Origin of the sequence: Frateuria defendens (assembly GCF_001182895.1) — a bacterium.
GTDB classification, from domain to species: Bacteria; Pseudomonadota; Gammaproteobacteria; order Xanthomonadales; family Rhodanobacteraceae; genus Frateuria_B; species Frateuria_B defendens.
On sequence record NZ_LFQR01000114.1, the window covers coordinates 24,116 to 42,680 of the forward strand.

General features: G+C 67.0%; 14 protein-coding genes. 5 read left to right on the forward strand and 9 right to left on the reverse strand.

The features are described from left to right. The first annotated feature begins 390 nt into the window (after positions 1-390). Positions 391-3,390: an outer membrane beta-barrel protein gene (locus tag ACH65_RS14635; protein WP_049623352.1), complete on the forward strand. Its 3,000-nt coding sequence runs from the start codon at positions 391-393 to the stop codon at positions 3,388-3,390. A 460-nt stretch (positions 3,391-3,850) separates the two neighbouring features. Beyond that, on the forward strand, positions 3,851-6,931 hold the full coding sequence (locus ACH65_RS14640) for a TonB-dependent receptor (RefSeq protein ID WP_049623353.1): 3,081 nt from the start codon (positions 3,851-3,853) through the stop codon (positions 6,929-6,931). 76 nt (positions 6,932-7,007) lie between these two features. Here the strand turns inward: ACH65_RS14640 and ACH65_RS14645 are convergent, their stop codons facing one another. Together ACH65_RS14645 and ttcA are read right to left on the reverse strand one after the other, a co-directional pair. Further along, the gene (locus ACH65_RS14645; RefSeq protein WP_082190345.1) at positions 7,008-8,213 is read right to left on the reverse strand and encodes an amino acid aminotransferase; all 1,206 of its coding nucleotides are present in this window, start codon (positions 8,211-8,213) and stop codon (positions 7,008-7,010) included. 40 nt (positions 8,214-8,253) lie between these two features. After that, a complete protein-coding gene (gene ttcA / locus ACH65_RS14650; RefSeq protein WP_049623355.1) occupies positions 8,254-9,120 on the reverse strand; it encodes a tRNA 2-thiocytidine(32) synthetase TtcA in 867 nt (288 codons plus the stop codon). Positions 9,121-9,221: 101 nt separating this feature from the next. On the opposite strand from ttcA, the gene ACH65_RS14655 reads away from it, so the two are divergent. Both ACH65_RS14655 and ACH65_RS14660 read left to right on the forward strand, forming a co-directional pair. Beyond that, a complete protein-coding gene (locus tag ACH65_RS14655; RefSeq protein WP_049623365.1) occupies positions 9,222-9,428 on the forward strand; it encodes a YdcH family protein in 207 nt (68 codons plus the stop codon). 10 nt (positions 9,429-9,438) lie between these two features. Next, positions 9,439-10,038, forward strand: a complete 600-nt coding sequence (locus ACH65_RS14660) for a GNAT family N-acetyltransferase (protein WP_049623356.1) — start codon at positions 9,439-9,441, stop codon at positions 10,036-10,038. Between the two features lie 139 nt (positions 10,039-10,177). On the opposite strand, the gene pssA is transcribed toward ACH65_RS14660, so the two are convergent. The 5 genes from pssA to ACH65_RS14685 form a co-directional block, all read right to left on the reverse strand. Next, positions 10,178-11,566, reverse strand: a complete 1,389-nt coding sequence (gene pssA / locus ACH65_RS14665; protein ID WP_049623357.1) for a CDP-diacylglycerol--serine O-phosphatidyltransferase — start codon at positions 11,564-11,566, stop codon at positions 10,178-10,180. Between the two features lie 381 nt (positions 11,567-11,947). Beyond that, the gene (locus ACH65_RS14670) at positions 11,948-12,952 is read right to left on the reverse strand and encodes an HlyD family secretion protein (RefSeq protein WP_049623358.1); all 1,005 of its coding nucleotides are present in this window, start codon (positions 12,950-12,952) and stop codon (positions 11,948-11,950) included. A 15-nt stretch (positions 12,953-12,967) separates the two neighbouring features. Further along, the gene (locus ACH65_RS14675) at positions 12,968-13,168 is read right to left on the reverse strand and encodes a DUF1656 domain-containing protein (RefSeq protein WP_049623359.1); all 201 of its coding nucleotides are present in this window, start codon (positions 13,166-13,168) and stop codon (positions 12,968-12,970) included. Beyond that, positions 13,168-15,264, reverse strand: a complete 2,097-nt coding sequence (locus ACH65_RS14680; protein ID WP_049623360.1) for an FUSC family protein — start codon at positions 15,262-15,264, stop codon at positions 13,168-13,170. The genes ACH65_RS14675 and ACH65_RS14680 overlap by 1 nt, the downstream gene beginning before the upstream one ends. Before the next feature lie 3 nt (positions 15,265-15,267). Further along, positions 15,268-15,765, reverse strand: coding sequence for a MarR family transcriptional regulator (locus ACH65_RS14685; protein WP_049623361.1), 498 nt, complete (start codon positions 15,763-15,765; stop codon positions 15,268-15,270). A gap of 115 nt (positions 15,766-15,880) precedes the next feature. Here ACH65_RS14685 and ACH65_RS21210 point away from each other — a divergent pair, with 115 nt between their 5' ends. Beyond that, complete coding sequence (locus ACH65_RS21210; protein ID WP_082190346.1) at positions 15,881-16,195, forward strand: integrase core domain-containing protein; 315 nt, start codon at positions 15,881-15,883, stop codon at positions 16,193-16,195. 239 nt (positions 16,196-16,434) lie between these two features. On the opposite strand, the gene ACH65_RS19185 is transcribed toward ACH65_RS21210, so the two are convergent. Both ACH65_RS19185 and ACH65_RS19975 read right to left on the reverse strand, forming a co-directional pair. Beyond that, complete coding sequence (locus ACH65_RS19185; protein WP_237561535.1) at positions 16,435-16,938, reverse strand: Imm42 family immunity protein; 504 nt, start codon at positions 16,936-16,938, stop codon at positions 16,435-16,437. Between the two features lie 2 nt (positions 16,939-16,940). Beyond that, positions 16,941-18,410 (reverse strand): hypothetical protein, encoded by a 1,470-nt coding sequence (locus tag ACH65_RS19975; protein WP_153242620.1) that lies wholly within the window; start codon positions 18,408-18,410, stop codon positions 16,941-16,943. Positions 18,411-18,565: the final 155 nt, after the last annotated feature.

The window sequence follows — 18,565 nt, forward strand, 5'->3', positions numbered from 1 at the left end:
AGTGCCGGGGCGCCATGGCGCGGCCCGTCCGCCATCAAGCGCGCATGCTGCCCCGCCAAATACGCAAGAAATAACTTTGTATCGCAAGAAATTATTTACTGAAAAAGCCGTCCGGACGGCTATACAGCCATTTCCGATTTTTATATAACCGAATGGCATGCCGCGCCGCAGCAGATGGCGCATGGGACGAGGGCATGCCGCGGGGCGCGCATTTTCATTCCGGCCCCACGCGGCCAACCGGGCGGATCCGGCCGACCACCACCACGCACGGACACCAGGGCTTTTACCGGCCTTAACGGCTCTTTTTGCGCCGCATCCATGGCCGGCATGGCTCGTTGGCGTCACTCGACGAGGGGAGCACACAACGCAATGGCAACCAATCGGCAGTTGATGAAACGCGGCCTGGCCTGGGCGATCGGCATGGGGCTCAGTTGCACGGCCCTGGCGCAATCCACCACCGGCAGCATTTTCGGCCAGGTGCCCGCCGGCGAAGGCGACAGCATCCTGATCAAGAGCAGCACCGGCGTCACCCGCACGACGACGCCCGACCCGCGCGGCCGCTATGCGGTGGGCCAGCTTCCGGTAGGCACCTATTCCGTGGTGCTGCAGCGCGACGGCAAGACGGTCGATACGCGCGACAGCATCGCCATCCGGGTGGGCACCGGCACCGAGGTATCGTTCGCGACGGCGACGGCGGCGGCCACCGCCACGGCCGCCAGGACGCTCGGCGGCGTCAGCGTCAGCGCCAACCAGTTGCCCTCGATCGACGTCACCAGCGTGGACTCGCGCACGGTGATCACCGCCGACCAGCTCGCCAAGCTGCCGATGGCCCGCTCGGCCGAGGCCATCGCCCAGCTCGCGCCCGGCGTGGTCAACAACAGCGGCGGCTACCGCAGCGCCACCGGCCAGTCGCTGGTGAGCTTCGGCGGCTCCTCCGCCAGCGAGAACGCCTATTACATCAACGGCTTCAACACCACCGACCCGCTCAAGGGCTTCGGCGGCATCACCCTGCCCTACGGCTCGATCGACCAGGAAGAGGTCTACACCGGCGGCTACAGCGCACAGTACGGCCGCTCCGACGGCGGCGTGATCAACATGGTGGGCAAGCGTGGCACCAACGAGTGGCACTTCGGCGGCCAGCTGCTGTGGCAGCCGGCCTTCGCCCGCGCCAACGAGGGCAACGTCTATCTCAACGACGGCAGCGGCGTGTACGACCCCAACCGCGCCAACCACAGCTGGGTCACCATCTACGACGCCTACGTCGGCGGCCCGCTGATCAAGGACAAGCTGTTCTTCTTCGCCTCGGCCGAGGCGCAGCGGCAGCAGGGCGCCAACGCCAACGCCAGCGACGCCACCACCAGCCCGCCCAGCTACCCGTACTACACCAAGTACAAGTACACCATGCCCAAGTGGTACGCGAAGCTGGACTGGAACATCACCGACAGCAACATCCTGGAAGTCACCGGCGCCTCCAACAAGTACCAGACCTCCGGCACGCTCTATAACTACGACTACGACGCGCTCAAGCGCGGCAGCCTCCGCGGCTACGCCGACGACACCAAGGCCGGCGGCGACCTCTACACGGCCAAGTTCACCAGCTACCTCACCGACGACCTGACCCTGACCGCCCTCTACGGCAAGATGAAGACGGTCAACTACGACCAGCCCGCCAACTACGACGACGGCCTCACCTACGTCTCGAACCTGCAGTACCAGAACCCGGCGGTCACGGGCGGCCAGCAGATCGGCAACAGCCAGACCGTGTCGACGATCTTCAACCCCAACCGCAGCAACAAGACCAGCAACCTGCGGCTGGACCTCACCTGGCAGGTCGGCGACCACACCCTCTCCGCCGGCCTCGACAACCAGAACGCCCAGGCCATCGACCAGGGCTCGGCGACCTCCGGCCCGGGCTACCGCTGGATCTACGGCCACCTGGACGACCCCACCACGCCCATCTCCGACGGCCTGGGCGTGGGCGCGCCGGCCGGCTACCCGAACGGCGCCACCGGCTACTACGTGGACCAGTACACGCTCAGCTCCGTCGCCAGCGTGCGCTCCAAGCAGCGCTCCCAGTACGTGGAGGACAAGTGGCAGGTCAACGACCGCCTGCTGCTCTCGCTCGGCCTGCGCAACGACCAGTACACCGACTACAACGCCGCCGGCCAGGCCTACATCAAGCAGACCTCGCCGCAGTGGGCGCCGCGCCTGGGCTTCAGCTGGGACGTCTACGGCGACTCCAGCTTCAAGGTGTACGGCAACGCCGGCCGCTACTACCTGGGCCTGCCGCTGCAGCCCTCGCTGGACGCCGCCGGCGGCAACGTGCGCACCGACCAGTACTTCACCTACGGCGGCATCAACGCCGACGGCACGCCGTCCGGCCTCACCGCCATCTCCGGCCCCGTCTCGGCCAACAACAACTTCGGCGTGCTGCCCGATCCCAAGACCGTCACCGCCAAGGGCATCAAGGCGGAGAACCAGGACGAGTTCATCCTCGGCTTCACCAAGACCGCCGGCCCGAGCTGGGTGTACGGCGCCAAGCTGAGCCACCGCATCCTGCGCAACGCGGTGGACGACTACTGCGACGTGGACAAGATCAACCAGGAAGCGTCCGCGCTCGGCTACAACGTGAACGCCACCAACAGCTGCTACCTGTTCAACCCCGGCCGGGCCAACACCTTCGTGGTGATCGACGCGGCCGGCAACTACCAGTACGTGCCGGTCAGCAACGCCCAGCTGGGTCTGCCCCGGCTCAAGCGCAAGTACTACGGCCTGGAAACCTTCCTCGAGCACCCGTTCGACGGCACCTGGTACGGCAAGCTGACCTACGTGTTCTCGCGCAGCTACGGCAACACCGAGGGCCAGCTGCGCTCGGACCTGCAGCAGACCGCCTCCTCCGAGAGCGAGGACTGGGACAACTCCTACATCATGGAGAACACCAACGGCCCGCAGAGCAACGATCACACGCACCAGATCAAGTTCTTCGGCTACTACCAGATCACCCCCGAGTGGCTGGTCTCCACCACCATCCAGCTGACCTCCGGTAGCCCCAAGAGCTGCCTGGGCTACTACGGCCCCGACGGCACCGGCGACCCGGCCGGCTACGAGAACGCCTACCACTGGTGCAACGGCAAGCCCTCGCCGCTGGGCTCCACCGGGCGGTACCCGTGGATGAAGCAGGTGGACGTGGGCGCCAGCTACCGCCCGGCCTTCGCCGGCCAGAAGCTGGCCTTCAGCCTCAACGTCTACAACGTGTTCAACAAGCAGGCCATCCTCAACGCCTACCCCTACTCCCAGTCGGCGCCGGGTACGGCGGACCCGAAGTTCGGCACCGCGCAGGTGCGCCAGCTGCCGCGCTACGTGCAGTTGGGGGTGACCTACGACTACTGAGGGGGCCGACGGCTCGTAGCACGAGGGGCGGCCCAGGCCGCCCTTCTCTTTTTGAGCGCCGGCGAGACAGCCTGCCTGCAGGACGACGCTTCTCGCTCGACAGGCGCCGGGGACGCGGGCCCGATGCGGCACGCCTTCGCAACTTGTAGCGATGGGCGCACCGTGCAAGACGCAAGGAAGGCCGCGAAATCTCACGAAATTGTGGCCAGCCATCTATACAGCCATTTCCGTTTTCATATATAACGCGAAACGCATGCCGCGACGCAGCAATGCGTTTGGCGGATGGGGCATGCGACCTCGCCGGGACTTCCCGGACGCAAGAACGCTCGATGGGCGCGGGTTTTCACCGCCCGTCGGGGATCCACGCAAAGGCAGAATGGACTCGCCGACCGCACAAATTTCCGCGCTGCAAGACAGCCGGCGGCCGCTTTTGCGCCACTCGTAGGGGAGATACATCACGATGGCAACCACCAAGCAGTTAATCCGGCGCGGCCTGGCGCTGGCGATCAGTATCGGCCTGAGCGGCACCGCTCTGGCGCAGTCCACCACCGGTACTGTGTTCGGCCAGGTGGCCGCAGGCCAGGGCGACAGCGTCCAGATCAAGAGCAACACCGGCCTTACCCGCACCGTCAGCCTCGACGAGCGCGGCCGCTACTCGGCGGCCCAGCTGCCCGTGGGCACCTATACCGTGGTCCTGCAGCGGAACGGCCAGGCGGTCGAGACGCGCGACGACGTGGTGGTCAAGCTCGGCGCCGGTACCGACGTCTCGTTCGCGCCGGCCGAGACCAAGACGCTCGGCGGCGTCAGCGTGAACGCCAGCGCGCTGCCTTCGGTCGACGTCTCCAGCGTGGACTCGCGCACCGTGGTCACCGCCGACCAGCTGGCCAGGCTGCCGCTGGGGCGCTCGGCCGAAGCCATTGCCCTGCTGGCCCCCGGCGTGATCAACAACGGCGGCAGCTACACCGGCGCCACCGGCAATTCGCTGGTCAGCTTCAGCGGCTCGGCCGCCAGCGAGAACGCCTACTACATCAACGGCTTCGCCACCACCGACCCGCTGCAGGGCCTGGGCGGCCTGTCGCTGCCGTACGGCGCGATCGACCAGCAGGAGGTCTACACCGGCGGCTACAGCGCCATGTACGGCCGCTCCGACGGCGGCGTGATCAACGTGGTGGGCAAGCGCGGCACCAACGAGTGGCACTTCGGCGCCCAGCTGCTGTGGGAGCCGGCCTTCGCCCGCGCCGCGCAGCGTGACCGCTATTTCCGCAATGGCCTCGCCGGCATCGCCTCGCCGGTGCCGGGCAACGAATACCTCTATTCGCCCGACAGCCAGGACCATGTGTGGACCACCACCGCCAGCGCCTACGCCGGCGGCCCGCTGATCAAGGACAAGCTGTTCTTCTTCGTGGCCGGCGAGTTCGAGCGGCAGGAAGGCAACACGGTCAACCCGACCATCAACTTCAATTCCAACAAGCCCTACGTGGGCTACCGCTACGGCGACCCGCGCTGGTACGCCAAGCTCGACTGGAACATCACCGACAACCACATCCTCGAGCTCACCGGCGCCTCGGACAAGCACGAGACCAACGGCTCGATCTACAACTACAACTATGCCACGCAGACGAGGCTCGGCTTCTCGCGCTACGACAACCGCACCAAGGCCGGCGGCGACCTGTACGCGCTGAAGTACACCGGCTACCTCACCGACAGCCTCACGGTGACGGCGCTGTACGGCAAGATGAAGACCAACAACTACAACCAACCGGTCGGTTACGACTCCAGCCTCACCTATGTCACCAATACCGGCTTCCAAAATCCTGCCCTGAATGGCGGATCGGAACGCCGTAACAGCCAGATCGCCAGCCTTACCTCGGCCAACCGCAGCAACAAGACCAACAATTACCGGCTTGACATCAGCTACGTGCTCGGTGATCACACGATTACGCTCGGCATCGACAACCAGAATGCCAAGGCCATCGACCAAGGCGCGTTCACGTCCGGCCCCGGCTACTCGTGGGAATACGGCTACACCAAGGATCCGTTCGTGGACATTTCCACCGGCCTGGGTGTAGGTGCGCCTGGCAACTACCCCAACGGCGCCAGCGGCTACTACGTGATCCAGAACGTGGCCTACAGCCTGGCGACGGTGCGCTCCAGCCAGCGCGCGCAGTACATCGAGGACAAGTGGCAGGTCAGCGACCGCCTGCTGCTCTCGCTCGGCCTGCGCAACGACCAGTTCACCAACTACAACAGCGACGGCGACGCCTTCATCCGCCAGCGCACGCCGCAGTGGGCGCCGCGCCTGGGCTTCTCGTGGGACGTGAACGGCGACGCCAGCTTCAAGGTGTACGGCAACGCCGGGCGCTACTATCTCGGCCTGCCGCTCAACCCCGCGCTGAATGCGGCCGGCGGCGCCTTGAATACCCAGCAATACTTCACCTACAGCGGCATCGCCGCCGACGGCTCGCCGACGGGCCTGACCGCCTTCTCCAACCCCGTGGCGGCCAACAACACCTTCGGCCAGCTGCCCGACCCCAAGACGGTCACCACCCAGGGGCTCAAGTCCGAATACCAGGACGAGTTCATCCTCGGCTTCACCAAGACCGCGGGTGCGAACTGGGTGTATGGCGCCAAGCTGACCCAGCGCATCCTGCGCAACGCCATCGACGACTACTGCTACCTATCCGAAGGCGACCGCGTGCAGGCCAAGGCGGCTTCGCTCGGCTACGACGTGACGTTCGAAAGCCCGGCCGAAGGCGTCCCCGCCAGCAACCCGGTCAGCTGCTGGCTGATCAACCCGGGCAAGGCCAACACCTTCACCCTGGTCGACACCTCAGGCAACTACCGCTCTGTCTCGCTCAACCGCGAGGAGTTCGGCTTCCCACGGCTCAAGCGCCGCTACTACGGCCTGGAAACCTTCCTCGAGCACCCGTTCGACGGCACCTGGTACGGCAAGCTCACCTACGTGTTCTCGCGCAGCTACGGCAACACGGAAGGTCAGCTTCGCTCGGACCTGTACGCCACCGGCCGCGCCAGTGGCCAGACGGCCACCTCGACCACGCAGGACTGGGACAACTCCTTCATCATGGAGCACACCAACGGCGTGCAGAACAACGATCGCAAGCACCAGATCAAGTTCTTCGGCTACTACCAGTTCACGCCCGAATGGTTGGCCTCCGCCAACCTCAGCGTGGCATCCGGCGCGCCCCGGCAGTGCCTCGGCGCCTACGGCCCCAATGCCACCGATCCGGCGGGCTACACCAACAGCTACCACTTCTGCGACGGCCAGCCCTCGCCGCCCGGCAGCCACGGCCGCCTGCCGTGGATCCGCCAGCTCGACCTGGGCGTGACCTATCGCCCGACCTTCGCCGCCGGCAAGCTCGGCCTCAGCGCCAATGTGTTCAACGTGCTCAACGAGCAGCGCATGACCGCGGCCTATCCCTACTCGGTAACCCGCGGCACCACGCCTAACCCGCTATACGGCACCGCCGCAGCCTACCAGGCCCCGCGCTACGTGCGCCTCAGCGTGAGCTACGACTACTGAGCCCACGCGCGATGCGGCACGAAAAAAAGGGGCGGCCAAACGGCCGCCCCTTTTCGTTCGATCGGACGCGGAAGGCTCAGCCCTTGCTCACCGCCGTCACCGCCTCGCTCACGTAGTCGATGTTGGCGCTGTTGAGCGCGGCCACGCAGATGCGGCCGGAGTCGAGCGCGTAGATGGCGTATTCCTCGCGCAGGCGCAGCACCTGCGCCTTGCTCAGGCCCGAGTAGGAGAACATGCCGGCCTGCCGGTTGATGAAGCCGAAGTCCGGCGCGCCGAGCGCGGCCAGGCGCGACACGAAACCCTCGCGCATGGCGTGGATACGCTCGCGCATCTCGCCCAGCTCCGCCTCCCACTGCGTGCGCAGCTCGGCGCTCTCCAGCACGGCAGCCACCAAATGGCCGCCGTGCGCGGCGGGGCTGGAGTAGATGGTGCGGATGATCTGCTTGATCTTCGAGCGCAGCCGCGCCGCCTCCTCGCGGTCGGCGCCCACGAAGGACAGCGCGCCCACGCGCTCGCCGTACAGCGAGAACGACTTGGAGTAGGAGCTGGCGACCACGAAGTTCTCCACCCCCGCCTCGGCGAACAGGCGGATGGCGGTGGCGTCCGCCTCGGTGCCGCGGTCGAAGCCCTGGTAGGCGAGGTCGATGAAGGCGAGCAGGTTGCGCTCCTTCACCAGCTCCACGATCTGCTGCCACTGCGCGGCGCTGGGGTCCACGCCGGTGGGGTTGTGGCAGCAGGCGTGCAGCAGCACCACGGTGCCCGGCTCCAGCTTGCCGAGGTCTTCCAGCATGCCGGCGAAGTCGAGGCCGTGGGTGGCCGCATCGTAGTAGCGGTACTCGACCAGTTCGAAACCCGCGGCACGGAACACGGCGTGGTGGTTGCCCCAGCTCGGGTTGCTGATGGCGAGCCTGGCGCCGGCGCCGGCCACCTGCTTGAGCAGCTCCGCGCCCACGCGCAGCGCGCCGCTGCCGCCGATGGTCTGCGCGGTGGCCACACGGCCGGCGGCCAGCAGCGGGGACTCGGCGCCGAACAGCAGCTTCTGGGTGGCCTGGTTGTAGGCGGGCAGGCCGTCGATCGGCAGGTAGCCGCGCGGGCGCGGCGACTGCGCCAGCTGCAGCTCGACCTGCTGCACGCTCCGCAGCACCGGAATGCGTCCCGCGTCGTCGACGTAGATGCCCACGCCAAGGTTCACCTTGTTGGGCCGGCTATCGGCCAGGAAGGCTTCGGTGAGACCCAGGATCGGGTCGCCGGGGGCCATTTCGACTTTCGCAAAGAGGGACACGGCGTTGCTCGTTGTGGTGGTGGATTGGAGGTATAGACGGCTAATTATGCCCGGTATCGTCGCCGGCGAGCCAGCCGTGGGCGTCGGCCCGGGCCGCGCCCTCGCGGGCGCCGAGGGCGGCGAAATCGAACAGCTTGCGGTCGGCCAGCTGCGAAGGCGCCACGTTGCCGAGCGCGCGGAAGATGTTCTCGCTGCGCCCCGGCCACTGCTTCTCCCATTCCTCCAGCATGCGCTTGACCGCCTTGCGCTGCAGGTTCTCCTGCGAGCCGCACAGGTTGCACGGGATGATGGGGAAGGCCTTCTGCGCCGCGTACTCGGCGATGTCGTCCTCGCGGCAGTAGGCCAGCGGGCGGATCACCACGTGGCGGCCGTCGTCCGAACGCAGCTTGGGCGGCATGGCCTTCAGGCTCGCCTGGTGGAACAGGTTGAGGAAGAAGGTGCCGAGGATGTCGTCGCGGTGGTGGCCGAGCGCGATCTTGGTGACGCCGTTGGCCGCCGCCCAGGTGTACAGCGCGCCGCGGCGCAGCCGCGAGCACAGGCTGCACATCGTCTTGCCCTCGGGGATCACGCGGGTGACGGTGCTGTAGGTGTCCTGCTCGATGATGTGGAACGGCACGCCGAGCGCGGTGAGGTACTCGGGCAGCACGTGCTCGGGAAAGCCCGGCTGCTTCTGGTCCAGGTTCACCGCGATCAGTTCGAAGCGCACCGGCGCCCTGGCCTGCAGCGAGAGCAGGATGTCCAGCAGGGTGTAGGAATCCTTGCCGCCGGAGAGGCACACCATCACCTTGTCGCCTTCCTCGATCATCTGGAAATCGGCGATGGCCTGGCCCACCTGGTGGCGCAGGCGCTTGGCCAGCTTGCCGGCCTCGTAGGCCTGCTTGCGGGAGGGTTCGGGCTGGACGGACATGGAGGCGGAACGGGCGGAAACCGGCGCCCATTGTAGCCTGCCCGCCACGCGGAAGCCGCCGGGCGCTAAACTTGCGCCTCTTCCACCCGCCGCCGGCCGTCATGCAGGTCCAGGATTCCAACGCGATCGCCCACCGCCTGATCGAGCTGCGCCAGGAGCACCGCGATCTCGACGCGGTGATCCAGCAGATGGCCGGCGTACGCGGCCGCGACGAGTTGCAGCTCACGCGCCTGAAGAAGCGCAAGCTGCTGCTGAAGGACACCATCGCGCGGCTGGAAAGCAAGCTGATCCCCGACCTCGACGCCTGATCCGGACGCCATGCCACCCCTCGCCCCGACCGTACTCGCGAACGCCCACGTCGCACTCGAACCCCTGACCCTCGACCACGTTCCGGCCCTGGAGGCGGCGGCCGCCGACGGCGAACTGTGGAAGCTGTGGTTCACCAGCGCGCCCGCGCCGGGCCAGGCCGGCGCCTACGTGGAGGCGGCGCTGGCCGGCCAGCGCGCCGGCGCCATGCTGCCGTTCGCGGTGCGCGAGAAGGCCAGCGGCGAGATCGTCGGCACCACCCGCTACTACGATTTCGTGCCGGAACTGCCGCGCGTGGCGATCGGCTACACCTGGTACGCGAAGCGCTGGCAGAAGAGCCACCTCAACACCGCCTGCAAGCGCCTGCTGCTCGGCCACGCCTTCGAGGCGCTGGACTGCGTGGCGGTGGAGTTCCACACCGACCACCGCAACCTCGACTCGCAGCGCGCCATCGAGCGCCTGGGCGCCCACCGCGACGGCGTGCTGCGCGCCCACAAGCGCCGCCCCGACGGCAGCCTGCGCGACACCGTGTGCTACTCCATCCTCGCCGGCGAATGGCCGGACGTGGAACGCTGGCTGGGGCTCAGGCTGCAGCGGCTGGCGGGGCGCTAGTGGGCTCCTCTCAGGCATGGCCGCCCGGCAAGAGTGCGCCGGTGCGCGACAAGCCTATGCAGCAGCAACGCCGTAACGCTGCGGTCGCGCGCAAGGCGCGCTCCTACAGGTGCGTTTCGGTGCGTGCCGGGAGCCGGCTTCAGAGCAGCTGGTTGAGCAGCCGGTCCAGGCGCACGCGGCGCAGCCGCCGCAGCAGCCGGCGCACTTCGGGCGGATAGCTGCGCGCGCAGGGCAGCACCCGGTAGCTTTCCAGCCGCACGGCATGCCGGCGCAGCCGCTCCCACTCGGCGCGATGGCGCGCCACCAGCAACCCCGCCGGGTCGCGCAGCAGCAGGCCGTTCTCCAGGTCCAGCATCCAGGCGCGCGGGTTGAGGTTGTGGCCAGTGAGCAGGGCCGTGTCCTCGTCCACCAGCAGGCCCTTCAAGTGGTAGCTGTTGTCGCCGTGCCGCCACAGCCACAGGTTGAGCTGGCCGCGCGCGATGTGCACCTGGTGCGCCCGCGCGAAGCGGCGCAGGTTCGCCTCGTAGAGATAGGGCAGCAGGCCGATGCGGCGGAACGGCTGCGCCGGTGGCACGTAGAAGTCGTTGGCGGTCTTGTCGCCCACCATGATGTCGATGCGGCAGCCGCGCCGCAGCAGCTGGCCGAGCGCCGCGCGCAGCGGCCGCGGCAGGTTGAAGTAGGGCGTGAACACCACCACCCGCCGGCGCGCGCCATGCAGCAGATCCAGCACGGCCTCGTTGAGCGCGTTGCCCTGGCGGCCGAAGCCGAGCAGCGGCGTCACCGCCACCGTGTCCGGGGCCGGCGCCTCGTCCGCCACCTCGTAGCGTGCCGCGAGCAGGCGCCGGCGCAGGCGGCGGATCGGCCCGAGCAGCTCGCGCGTGGCCGGCGGGCCGGGCCGGTCCAGCCGCTGCACGGCGCCGTCGGCGTGCAGCACGCGCTGCGCGAAGCCGGCCAGGCTGTCGGCCAGGCCGGCGTGCTCGATCAGGTGGTAGCGATCCAGCCGGTAGCGCCCGTGCCGGGCGAGGTAGACGTCGTTGAGGCTGGCGCCGGTATAGAGCACCGCCTCGTCGATCACGAAACCCTTCACGTGCAGCACGCCGAACAGCTCGCGGTGCTGCACCGGCACGCCCCACACCGCCACGCCCTCGCCGTGGCGCGCGGCATGGTCGCGGTACATCGCGGCATTGCCTTCGCTGCGGTCCTTGCCGATCAGGCCGCGCTGGGCGCGGTGCCAGTCCACGTAGACGTCGATGCGCAGCTGGGGCCGCGCGGCCTTCGCCGCGTACAGCGCCTCGAGCACTTCGCGCCCGCCGTCGTCGTCCTGCAGGTACAGCGCGACGAGCACGATGCGCCGCTGCGCCCGCGCGATGCGCTCCAGCAGCGTGCGGCGGAAGGCGGCCGGCCCGGCCAGCACGTCGATCGCGCCGGCCGGCACCGCGAAGGCGGGAAGCGCGGGCGACGGCGCGCGGCGGCGGCGGAACGGCAACAGCCGGCCGGCCAGCCGGCGGGGAGCGGTGGAGAGATTCATGGCGCGCCATGGTAGCGCGACGGCGACGCCGGCCCGGCTTCGCCCCGTCCGCAACCGGCTCATGCCCGAGCCATGGACGAGCGCCGGTGCGAAGGCCGGCGCACGCTCCCTCGCGGCGCGCCCCCGGAACCGGTTCAAAAGTCTCCTGCCTCCCTCCCCTGCGTGCAGGGGGAGGAGCCAACTGCGTCTACGGCAAGATTTTGAACAGGCGCTTGGAGCAGCCTGTTCGCGACCGCCTTGCAAGGCATTGCCGCAGCGGCAAGGGCACGCCTTGCGCGCGACAAGCCTGCGCGGCGGGAATGCCATGGCGCAACGGTCGCGCGCAAAGCGCGCTCCTTGACATGGCGACTGCGCGTCGGGGGCAAGGCCATGAAGCGGCGCTCAGGCGCCCGGCTTGCGCAACGCCAGCACCTTCACCGTCGCCGTCATCCCCGCCGCCAGCACCACGTCCGCCGGCAGGTGCTCGGTGTCGATGGCCACGCGCACCGGCACGCGCTGCGCGAGGCGCACCCAGTGGAAGGTGGGGTTGGCCTGGATCAGGAGGTCCGCGCCGGTGGGGTTCTCGCCGTCGGCGATGCCGCGCGCGATGCCGGTGATGCGGCCGCGCAGCTTCGCGCCGCTCATCAGGCGGATGTCCACCGGGTCGCCGATGCCGAGCTGGGGCAGCTTGGTTTCCTCGAAATAGCCGTAGATGTAGTAGCTGTGACTGTCGATCAGCGCCAGGCGCGCCGCGCCGGCGGGGGCGTAGTCGCCCACGCGCACGTCGAGATTGGTCACGTAGCCGTCCACCGAGGCGCGCACCTCGGTGCGCGCGAGGTCCAGCCGGGCACGGTCCACCGCCACCTTCGCCTGCGCCACCGCGGCCTCGGCCTGCTGGCGCGAGGCGCCGGCCTGGCGGCCGCTGGCCTGGGCCTGTTGCATGGTGGCGTGGGCGGCGTTGGCCGCGGCCTCGGCGTCCTCGCGCTCCTCCTGCGAGATCACGTCGCCGATGCGCTGGCGGCGCGTGGCTTGCCCGGCGGCCTTCTCGTAGTCCGCCTCGCGCGCCGCCGCGCTCGCCAGTGCGGCGTTGATGTTGGCGCCGGCGGCGCGCGCGCTGGCCTCGGCGGCGGCGAGGTTGGCCTCGGCCTGCGCCAGGTCGTTGGCGAAGCGCTCCTGGTCGATCACGAACAGCAGGTCGCCCTTGTGCACGACCTGGTTGTCCTCCACCGCCACGCGCGTGACCAGGCCGGACACGTCGGGCGCCACCTTCACCACCTCGGCGCGCACGCGGCCGTCGCGCGTCCACGGCGCATAGAGATAGTGCCGCCACATCGCGTGACCGATCAGCACGGCGATCACGACCACGGTGGCGGTGATGAGAAAACGCAACAGCGATTGGACGTTCATGGGTGGCAGGCGGGCTCAGTGGACGAGGAACAGCCCCGCCGTGCCGAACAGGCACACGAACAGGGCCAGGCGAAACAGCGAGGGGTGCCACACCTGCCGGTACAGGCCGGTGCGGGCGAACACGTGATCGAGCAGCAGCATCAGCACCAGGCTGCCGAGGAACATCGGCAGCAGGCCGGGAAACAGCACGCCCATCAGGGCGAACTCGCGGGGCATCAGGGGGTTTCCTTGTCCGGGTCGTCGGGAATGAGCGAGGCCAGCGGCGACTCCTCGTCGCGCAGGGCGCTGCGCAGTTGATAGAGATGGCTGCGCAGCGCCGGCGTGCGCGCGGCGATGGCGATGGCCGCGCCCACCGCGCGGTCGGCGCGGCGCCAGTGGCCGGCGTCGGGCTCGCGGTAGAGCTCGCCCACCGCCGTCACCGCCTCCTGCACGGCCACCTGCAGGGCCGGCGCATAGGTCGCCCCGGCCATTTCCTCGCGCAGCTCGATCAGCACGCGCCCGCTCTCCTGCACCGCCAGGCCCCAGGCCAGCAGCACGCGGGATTCGCGGCTTTCCGGGCGGGTATGCGTCACCTGCTGCAGGAACAGGTCGCGGCTCACGCTCTCGAACTGCGGGCCCACCTCCGCCAGCGGCTCGCTGGCCGCCTGCCACACCAGCTCGCGCAGCCGGCGCAGCTGCCGCGCGCGCTGCCAGCGGGTGCCGTCCACGCCCGGCAGCACCATGTAGGCCACGGCGCACACCAGCACGCCGATCAGCAGCGCGATGGCGTTGTTGAGGAAGTAGCCCACGTCGTAGGTCATCGGGTTCTTCAGCCCGAGGGTGAAGGAGAAGCCGATCGCGTAGCCCACGCCGATGCCGAACAGCGTGGGCCGGGTGGCGAGGTAGAAGCCGATCGCCAGCCACGGCAGCAGCAGCGTCGCCAGCAGCGGGAAACTGTCGCTGCCCGGCAGCAGCCAGAAGGCCGCCACGAAGGCCGCGCACGCGCCCAGCGCGAAGCCGACCAGGATACGCACCACCGCGCCCACCGGGTTGGGCATGGCCGCCACCAGGCCGCTGAATATGGCGGCCACGATCATCGCGCTGCCGCCCTCGGTCCAGTCGCTGGCGAGCCAGAACAGCGCCAGCGGCACCAGGGTGACGAAGCCGCGCAGCGCCACCAGCGCGGCGCCCAGCGCATCGGTGCTGCGGCGGAAGCGCACGCGCTCCACGTAGCGGCGGATCGGCCCGCCGCGCAGCGCCTCCTCGATGGCGATGAAGCCATGCAGCTCCTCCGCGAAACGCGCCGCCAGCGAGGCGCCGGTGTCGAACTCCAGCGGATCGCCGTCCAGCCCCTTGCGCAGCGCCATCGCGCGCCCGCGCAGCGAGGCGGCGAACGCCTCCACGCGCGGCGCCAGCACGCCCGGGTCGTGCTGCTGCCCGCGCGCCGGGCTGAGCGCGTCGCGCAGCGGCTCGCACAGCGCGATCAGGGCCTGCACGATCTCGGCGCGGCCGGCATGGTGCAGGCGCAGGATCAGGTGGTGCAGCGACTGGAAGCTGGTGGCCGCGGCCATGTAGCGCTCGTTGAACAGGCGCATCTGGCCGCTGCGGGCGTAGACCTCCGGGTCTTCGAAGATCACCGAGGCGCGCAGGTCTTCAAGCTGCACCGCGTTGCGCACGAAGGCCAGCTGGGCGCGCTCCATCTCCACCCGCGAAATGCTGCCGCCGGCGCTGTCGCGCACCAGGTCGATGAAGCCGGTGAACTGCCGGCGCACGTTCTGCCGCAGCGTCGTGTGCATGCGCTCGGGCAGGATCACGTCGCTAACCAGGCCGGACACCGCGATGCCCAGCAGCACCTCGCTCACGCGCATCACCGCCGAATCGAACACGTCCAGCGGGCTGTTCGCCACCGGCAGCGTCACGATGGCCGCCGTGTAGCCGGCCAGCACGAAGCCGTAGGCCATGAAGTTGCGGTAGAGCATGGCGCCGCCCGCGCACAGCGCCACCCACAGCGAGAGCGCCAGCAGGAACAGCTCGCGGTTCTGCGGCACCAGGCCCATCAGCACCAGCGCGAACACGCTGCCCGTTACCGTGCCGATCGCGCGATAGAAACTCTTGGCCAGCACCATGCCGCTGTGCGGGTGCATCACGATGGCCACCGTCATCATGCAGGTGGAAGGCTGTTCCAGCCGCAGCCACATCGCCAGCCAGGTCGCCAGCAGCATCGCCAGCAGGCCCTTGGCCACGAACAGCCACGCGCGCGCCTCACCGGCGATGAACTCGCCCAGCCACGGCCAGCGCATGCGCTGCATGGAACGCGGAACGACGGCGAACATGGCTCAGCCCCGGTCGAGTTGGTCCAGAAACTTCTTCAGCAAGCGCCGCAGCTGCGTCATCTCCGCTTCCGTCAAGCCGGACGCCTGCTGGTCCAGCAGCCCGCGCATCGCGGGAAGGAAACTCTCGATGGTGGCCAGGCCCTGCTCGGTGAGGCTGAGCGCCACCTTGCGCCGGTCGCCCTCGTCCAGGCTGCGCTCGATCAGCCCCTTGCGGCACAACTCATTGGTCAGCCGCGTGATGTTGGCCGACTTCTCCCCCGCCGCCTCCGACAACTGCGAGGCATACAGCGCGTTGTCCTCGGTGCCGTAGAGCATCATCAGCAGGTTGTACTCGGGGTGGTTGATGCCCCAGGGCTTGAGCAGCAGGTTGGTGTCGTCGTGCACCCGCTTGTAGATGTGCTTGACCAGCCGCACCAGCACCGCCGAGTGATACGGAAAGGCCGGATGGCGCCGACGGGTGACGGCAAGACGCTGTTCGGTAGGCTGGAAGCTGCTGCTCATGAGGCCAGCCTTTGCTGACGCGAGTTAGTTCAGAAATGAAATATTAACGTCGCAGGCTGAATCGCGGTTGGCTGCAGGCGGCCTTCGGGCGCGCGTTTTGTCGCAACGGGGGCGTATGGAGGGGCGTGGGCGTTGTCCGGCATCCGACTGCAGACCACCGATTTGCATTGCCCCCTGGCCGAACGGGCGCATCGAGCGTTTCTTCGGCACGTTCAAGCGCCACCTGGACCGCATCGTCATCGTGGACAAAGACGAACTGCGGACCAAGCTGGTGGAGTTCCGCGCCTGGTACAACCATGCGCGGCCGCATCAGCACCTCCACGGCCATACACTGAGTGAGGTGTGGGGTGGCATCGCCAAATCCACCGGGAAGCCCTGCTTCGTCAGCGCGTGGGACGGACGGCTCACGGGGTGGTTCTTTCCACCATAACTTCCGACGAAAAAAACCATTTGACGGCAGCAAGCCAACGGACTGGACTGTCCACGGGCAGGCTGCGCGATGACGGCGCGAAACGGTGTCGAGGTGTGCCGAAAGCGCTGACTGCGGCACGTCACGACCGCTTCGCGGTGATTTTTGGCAACTCGATTTGTAAAGCGTTATACAAAAATCACCCGAAATGCCAGCGAGAAGGGCTGTGGACACTGTGGACGGGACAACAAAATCAAAGATCAACACTTGTCATAAATCATATTCAAATATGAATAAGCCTCCCCAAATATTGTATCGAATTCACCATAGCGCAAATCCAATGCATTAGCACCGGAAGAATAAATCATGCCATAAAGCAGCCTTGAGCCACCACACCCATCAATTAAGAAAATCCTCCACGAATCAAATATATCAACTGGTATACGCACATCAAGCCTAGCAGGCAAAAAATCATTCTTTACATAATTGTAAAAATCTCCGGAGCCCTCATTAATAGCATCAGAAATGACATGGAGCGCATGATCAGCTGATAGCTCTAGAAGAGCAGGACAGAATCGCCCCCCCCTATCCCCTGCTATATATTTCATCTGAAACAATACGTCCCTTAAAGACGTTCCGGAATCATAATCACCAACAACAGCCCCGGAAATCCAATAGCAAAAACGCCCAAATAACCACTGGCCACCAGAATCATTATCCAAATCAATACTTATCGCAAATCGCGACTTATCACCAAAAATCATATCTAATCACCCAACATCTTTCTGACATCGTTAGGCACCTGCGCCACTGGCACCACTCCACTAAAGTGCACCGTTCCCGCATTATCAGAGAAGTACCTATAGTAACCATCCTTGCCTTTAGCGTACCACGTGCCCATTCCACCACGAATAGCGCTGCCATAGGCTCCTTGTGCATCAATTGGCTCCGGGGTCTTTTTCGGATTAAACAAAGGGCTTCCTTTATCGTGCGCAGGATTTGCCTGATATGGCGGCTTAATGCGTGCATCAACATTCGACGGGCTATATGGGCTATCAATCAGAGCAGGGCTCGGAGCGGACGACGAATTGACTCTCGTATTCGCAATAGCCTCATCTGCCTGCTTGACCTCGTCACCAAACCCCTCCGAAGCCTGAACAATTCCCCTGGCCCCTTGTCCCGAGGTCACGGCACCAATAGCCGACAAGATGGCATCCACCCCCATCGAACTTGCCGCATGGCTCGCCGGGTAGACCGCCTGCTGCTGCGCGTCCGTCTGCGCCCCAAACCCATACATGCCAATGAAGTTGGCTGCGGGGTTGACGAGATAGTCTTCCTTAGCCGCCTGCACCGCCTGGCCAAGCGGCGAGACATTCCACAAGTAGCTTTGAGCCGCCTTGGCCGGGCCGCCCATGGCTGCCAGCGCCACATAGCCTAGTGCCGTCGCCGTATCCTGGCCGACCCAATTGACCGCTTTCTCGACACCCAAACCACTATTGGTGATCACGCCGCTGACGGCGGAACCAATCTTGTACCGAAGGCCGTCGGCCTCGGAACCTGCGGCGATCGGAGTTGCAGAGTCTCCTGCCGCCGGTGCCTGTGACGCATTCCCCGTAGAGGCAACATCTTGGCCTGGCAATGCTGACGGGCCCAAACCTTGGGTGGAACCCACCGTGACCGTGCCGATGCTTGCCAGCACAGTCTGCTTCTGTGCGTCACTCAAATCGTCAAACGATGTACCGCTGAACATCCGCCGTGAGGCCGACTCCACGAGAGCCATGCCAGCCAGTTTCTCTGCGACACCAGGCGCCGTCAGCGAAGCCGCCAAATCTCCGGGGTCGGCACCTGCTTTCATAGCCTTGTCCAGCAGATGTGCCTCCGCCTGCACAAGGTTTTGATCACCTCCGGCCAGTTGCTGGAGCGCCTGTGACTGCCACTGCAACGTCTGCCTACGGCCATCGCGGTAGTCGAAATAGCCGTTCTGCTGCGCCGTCATGCCCACCGCCGCACCGGAACCCGCTGAGCCGCCAATGGCACTACCTGCGGCCAGCCCCATGGCCGCGCTAGCCAGGTTCATCACTGCCGCATGCCCGCTGCTGTCAGCGTCCAGACCCTGGTTATTGAGCAACGTACCTACGCGGCTAAGGAAGGCCTCATCGGCCACGACACCGGCCGCGCCGGAAAGGGCATTGCCACCACCGGCCCCCGCCTGGAAGGCGCCGGCCAGCGTCTGCACGGGTACGCCACGAACTGATCCGGTTGCGCGCGTGGTCGCCCGACCTCGGTTGCCGCGTGCTGGCGGAGGTGTTCAACCGACGGCATGCAGAACGTGGCATGACAGTCGGCAAGTCCTACGTCGCGAACGTGCTACGACAGGCCACGACGGAGATC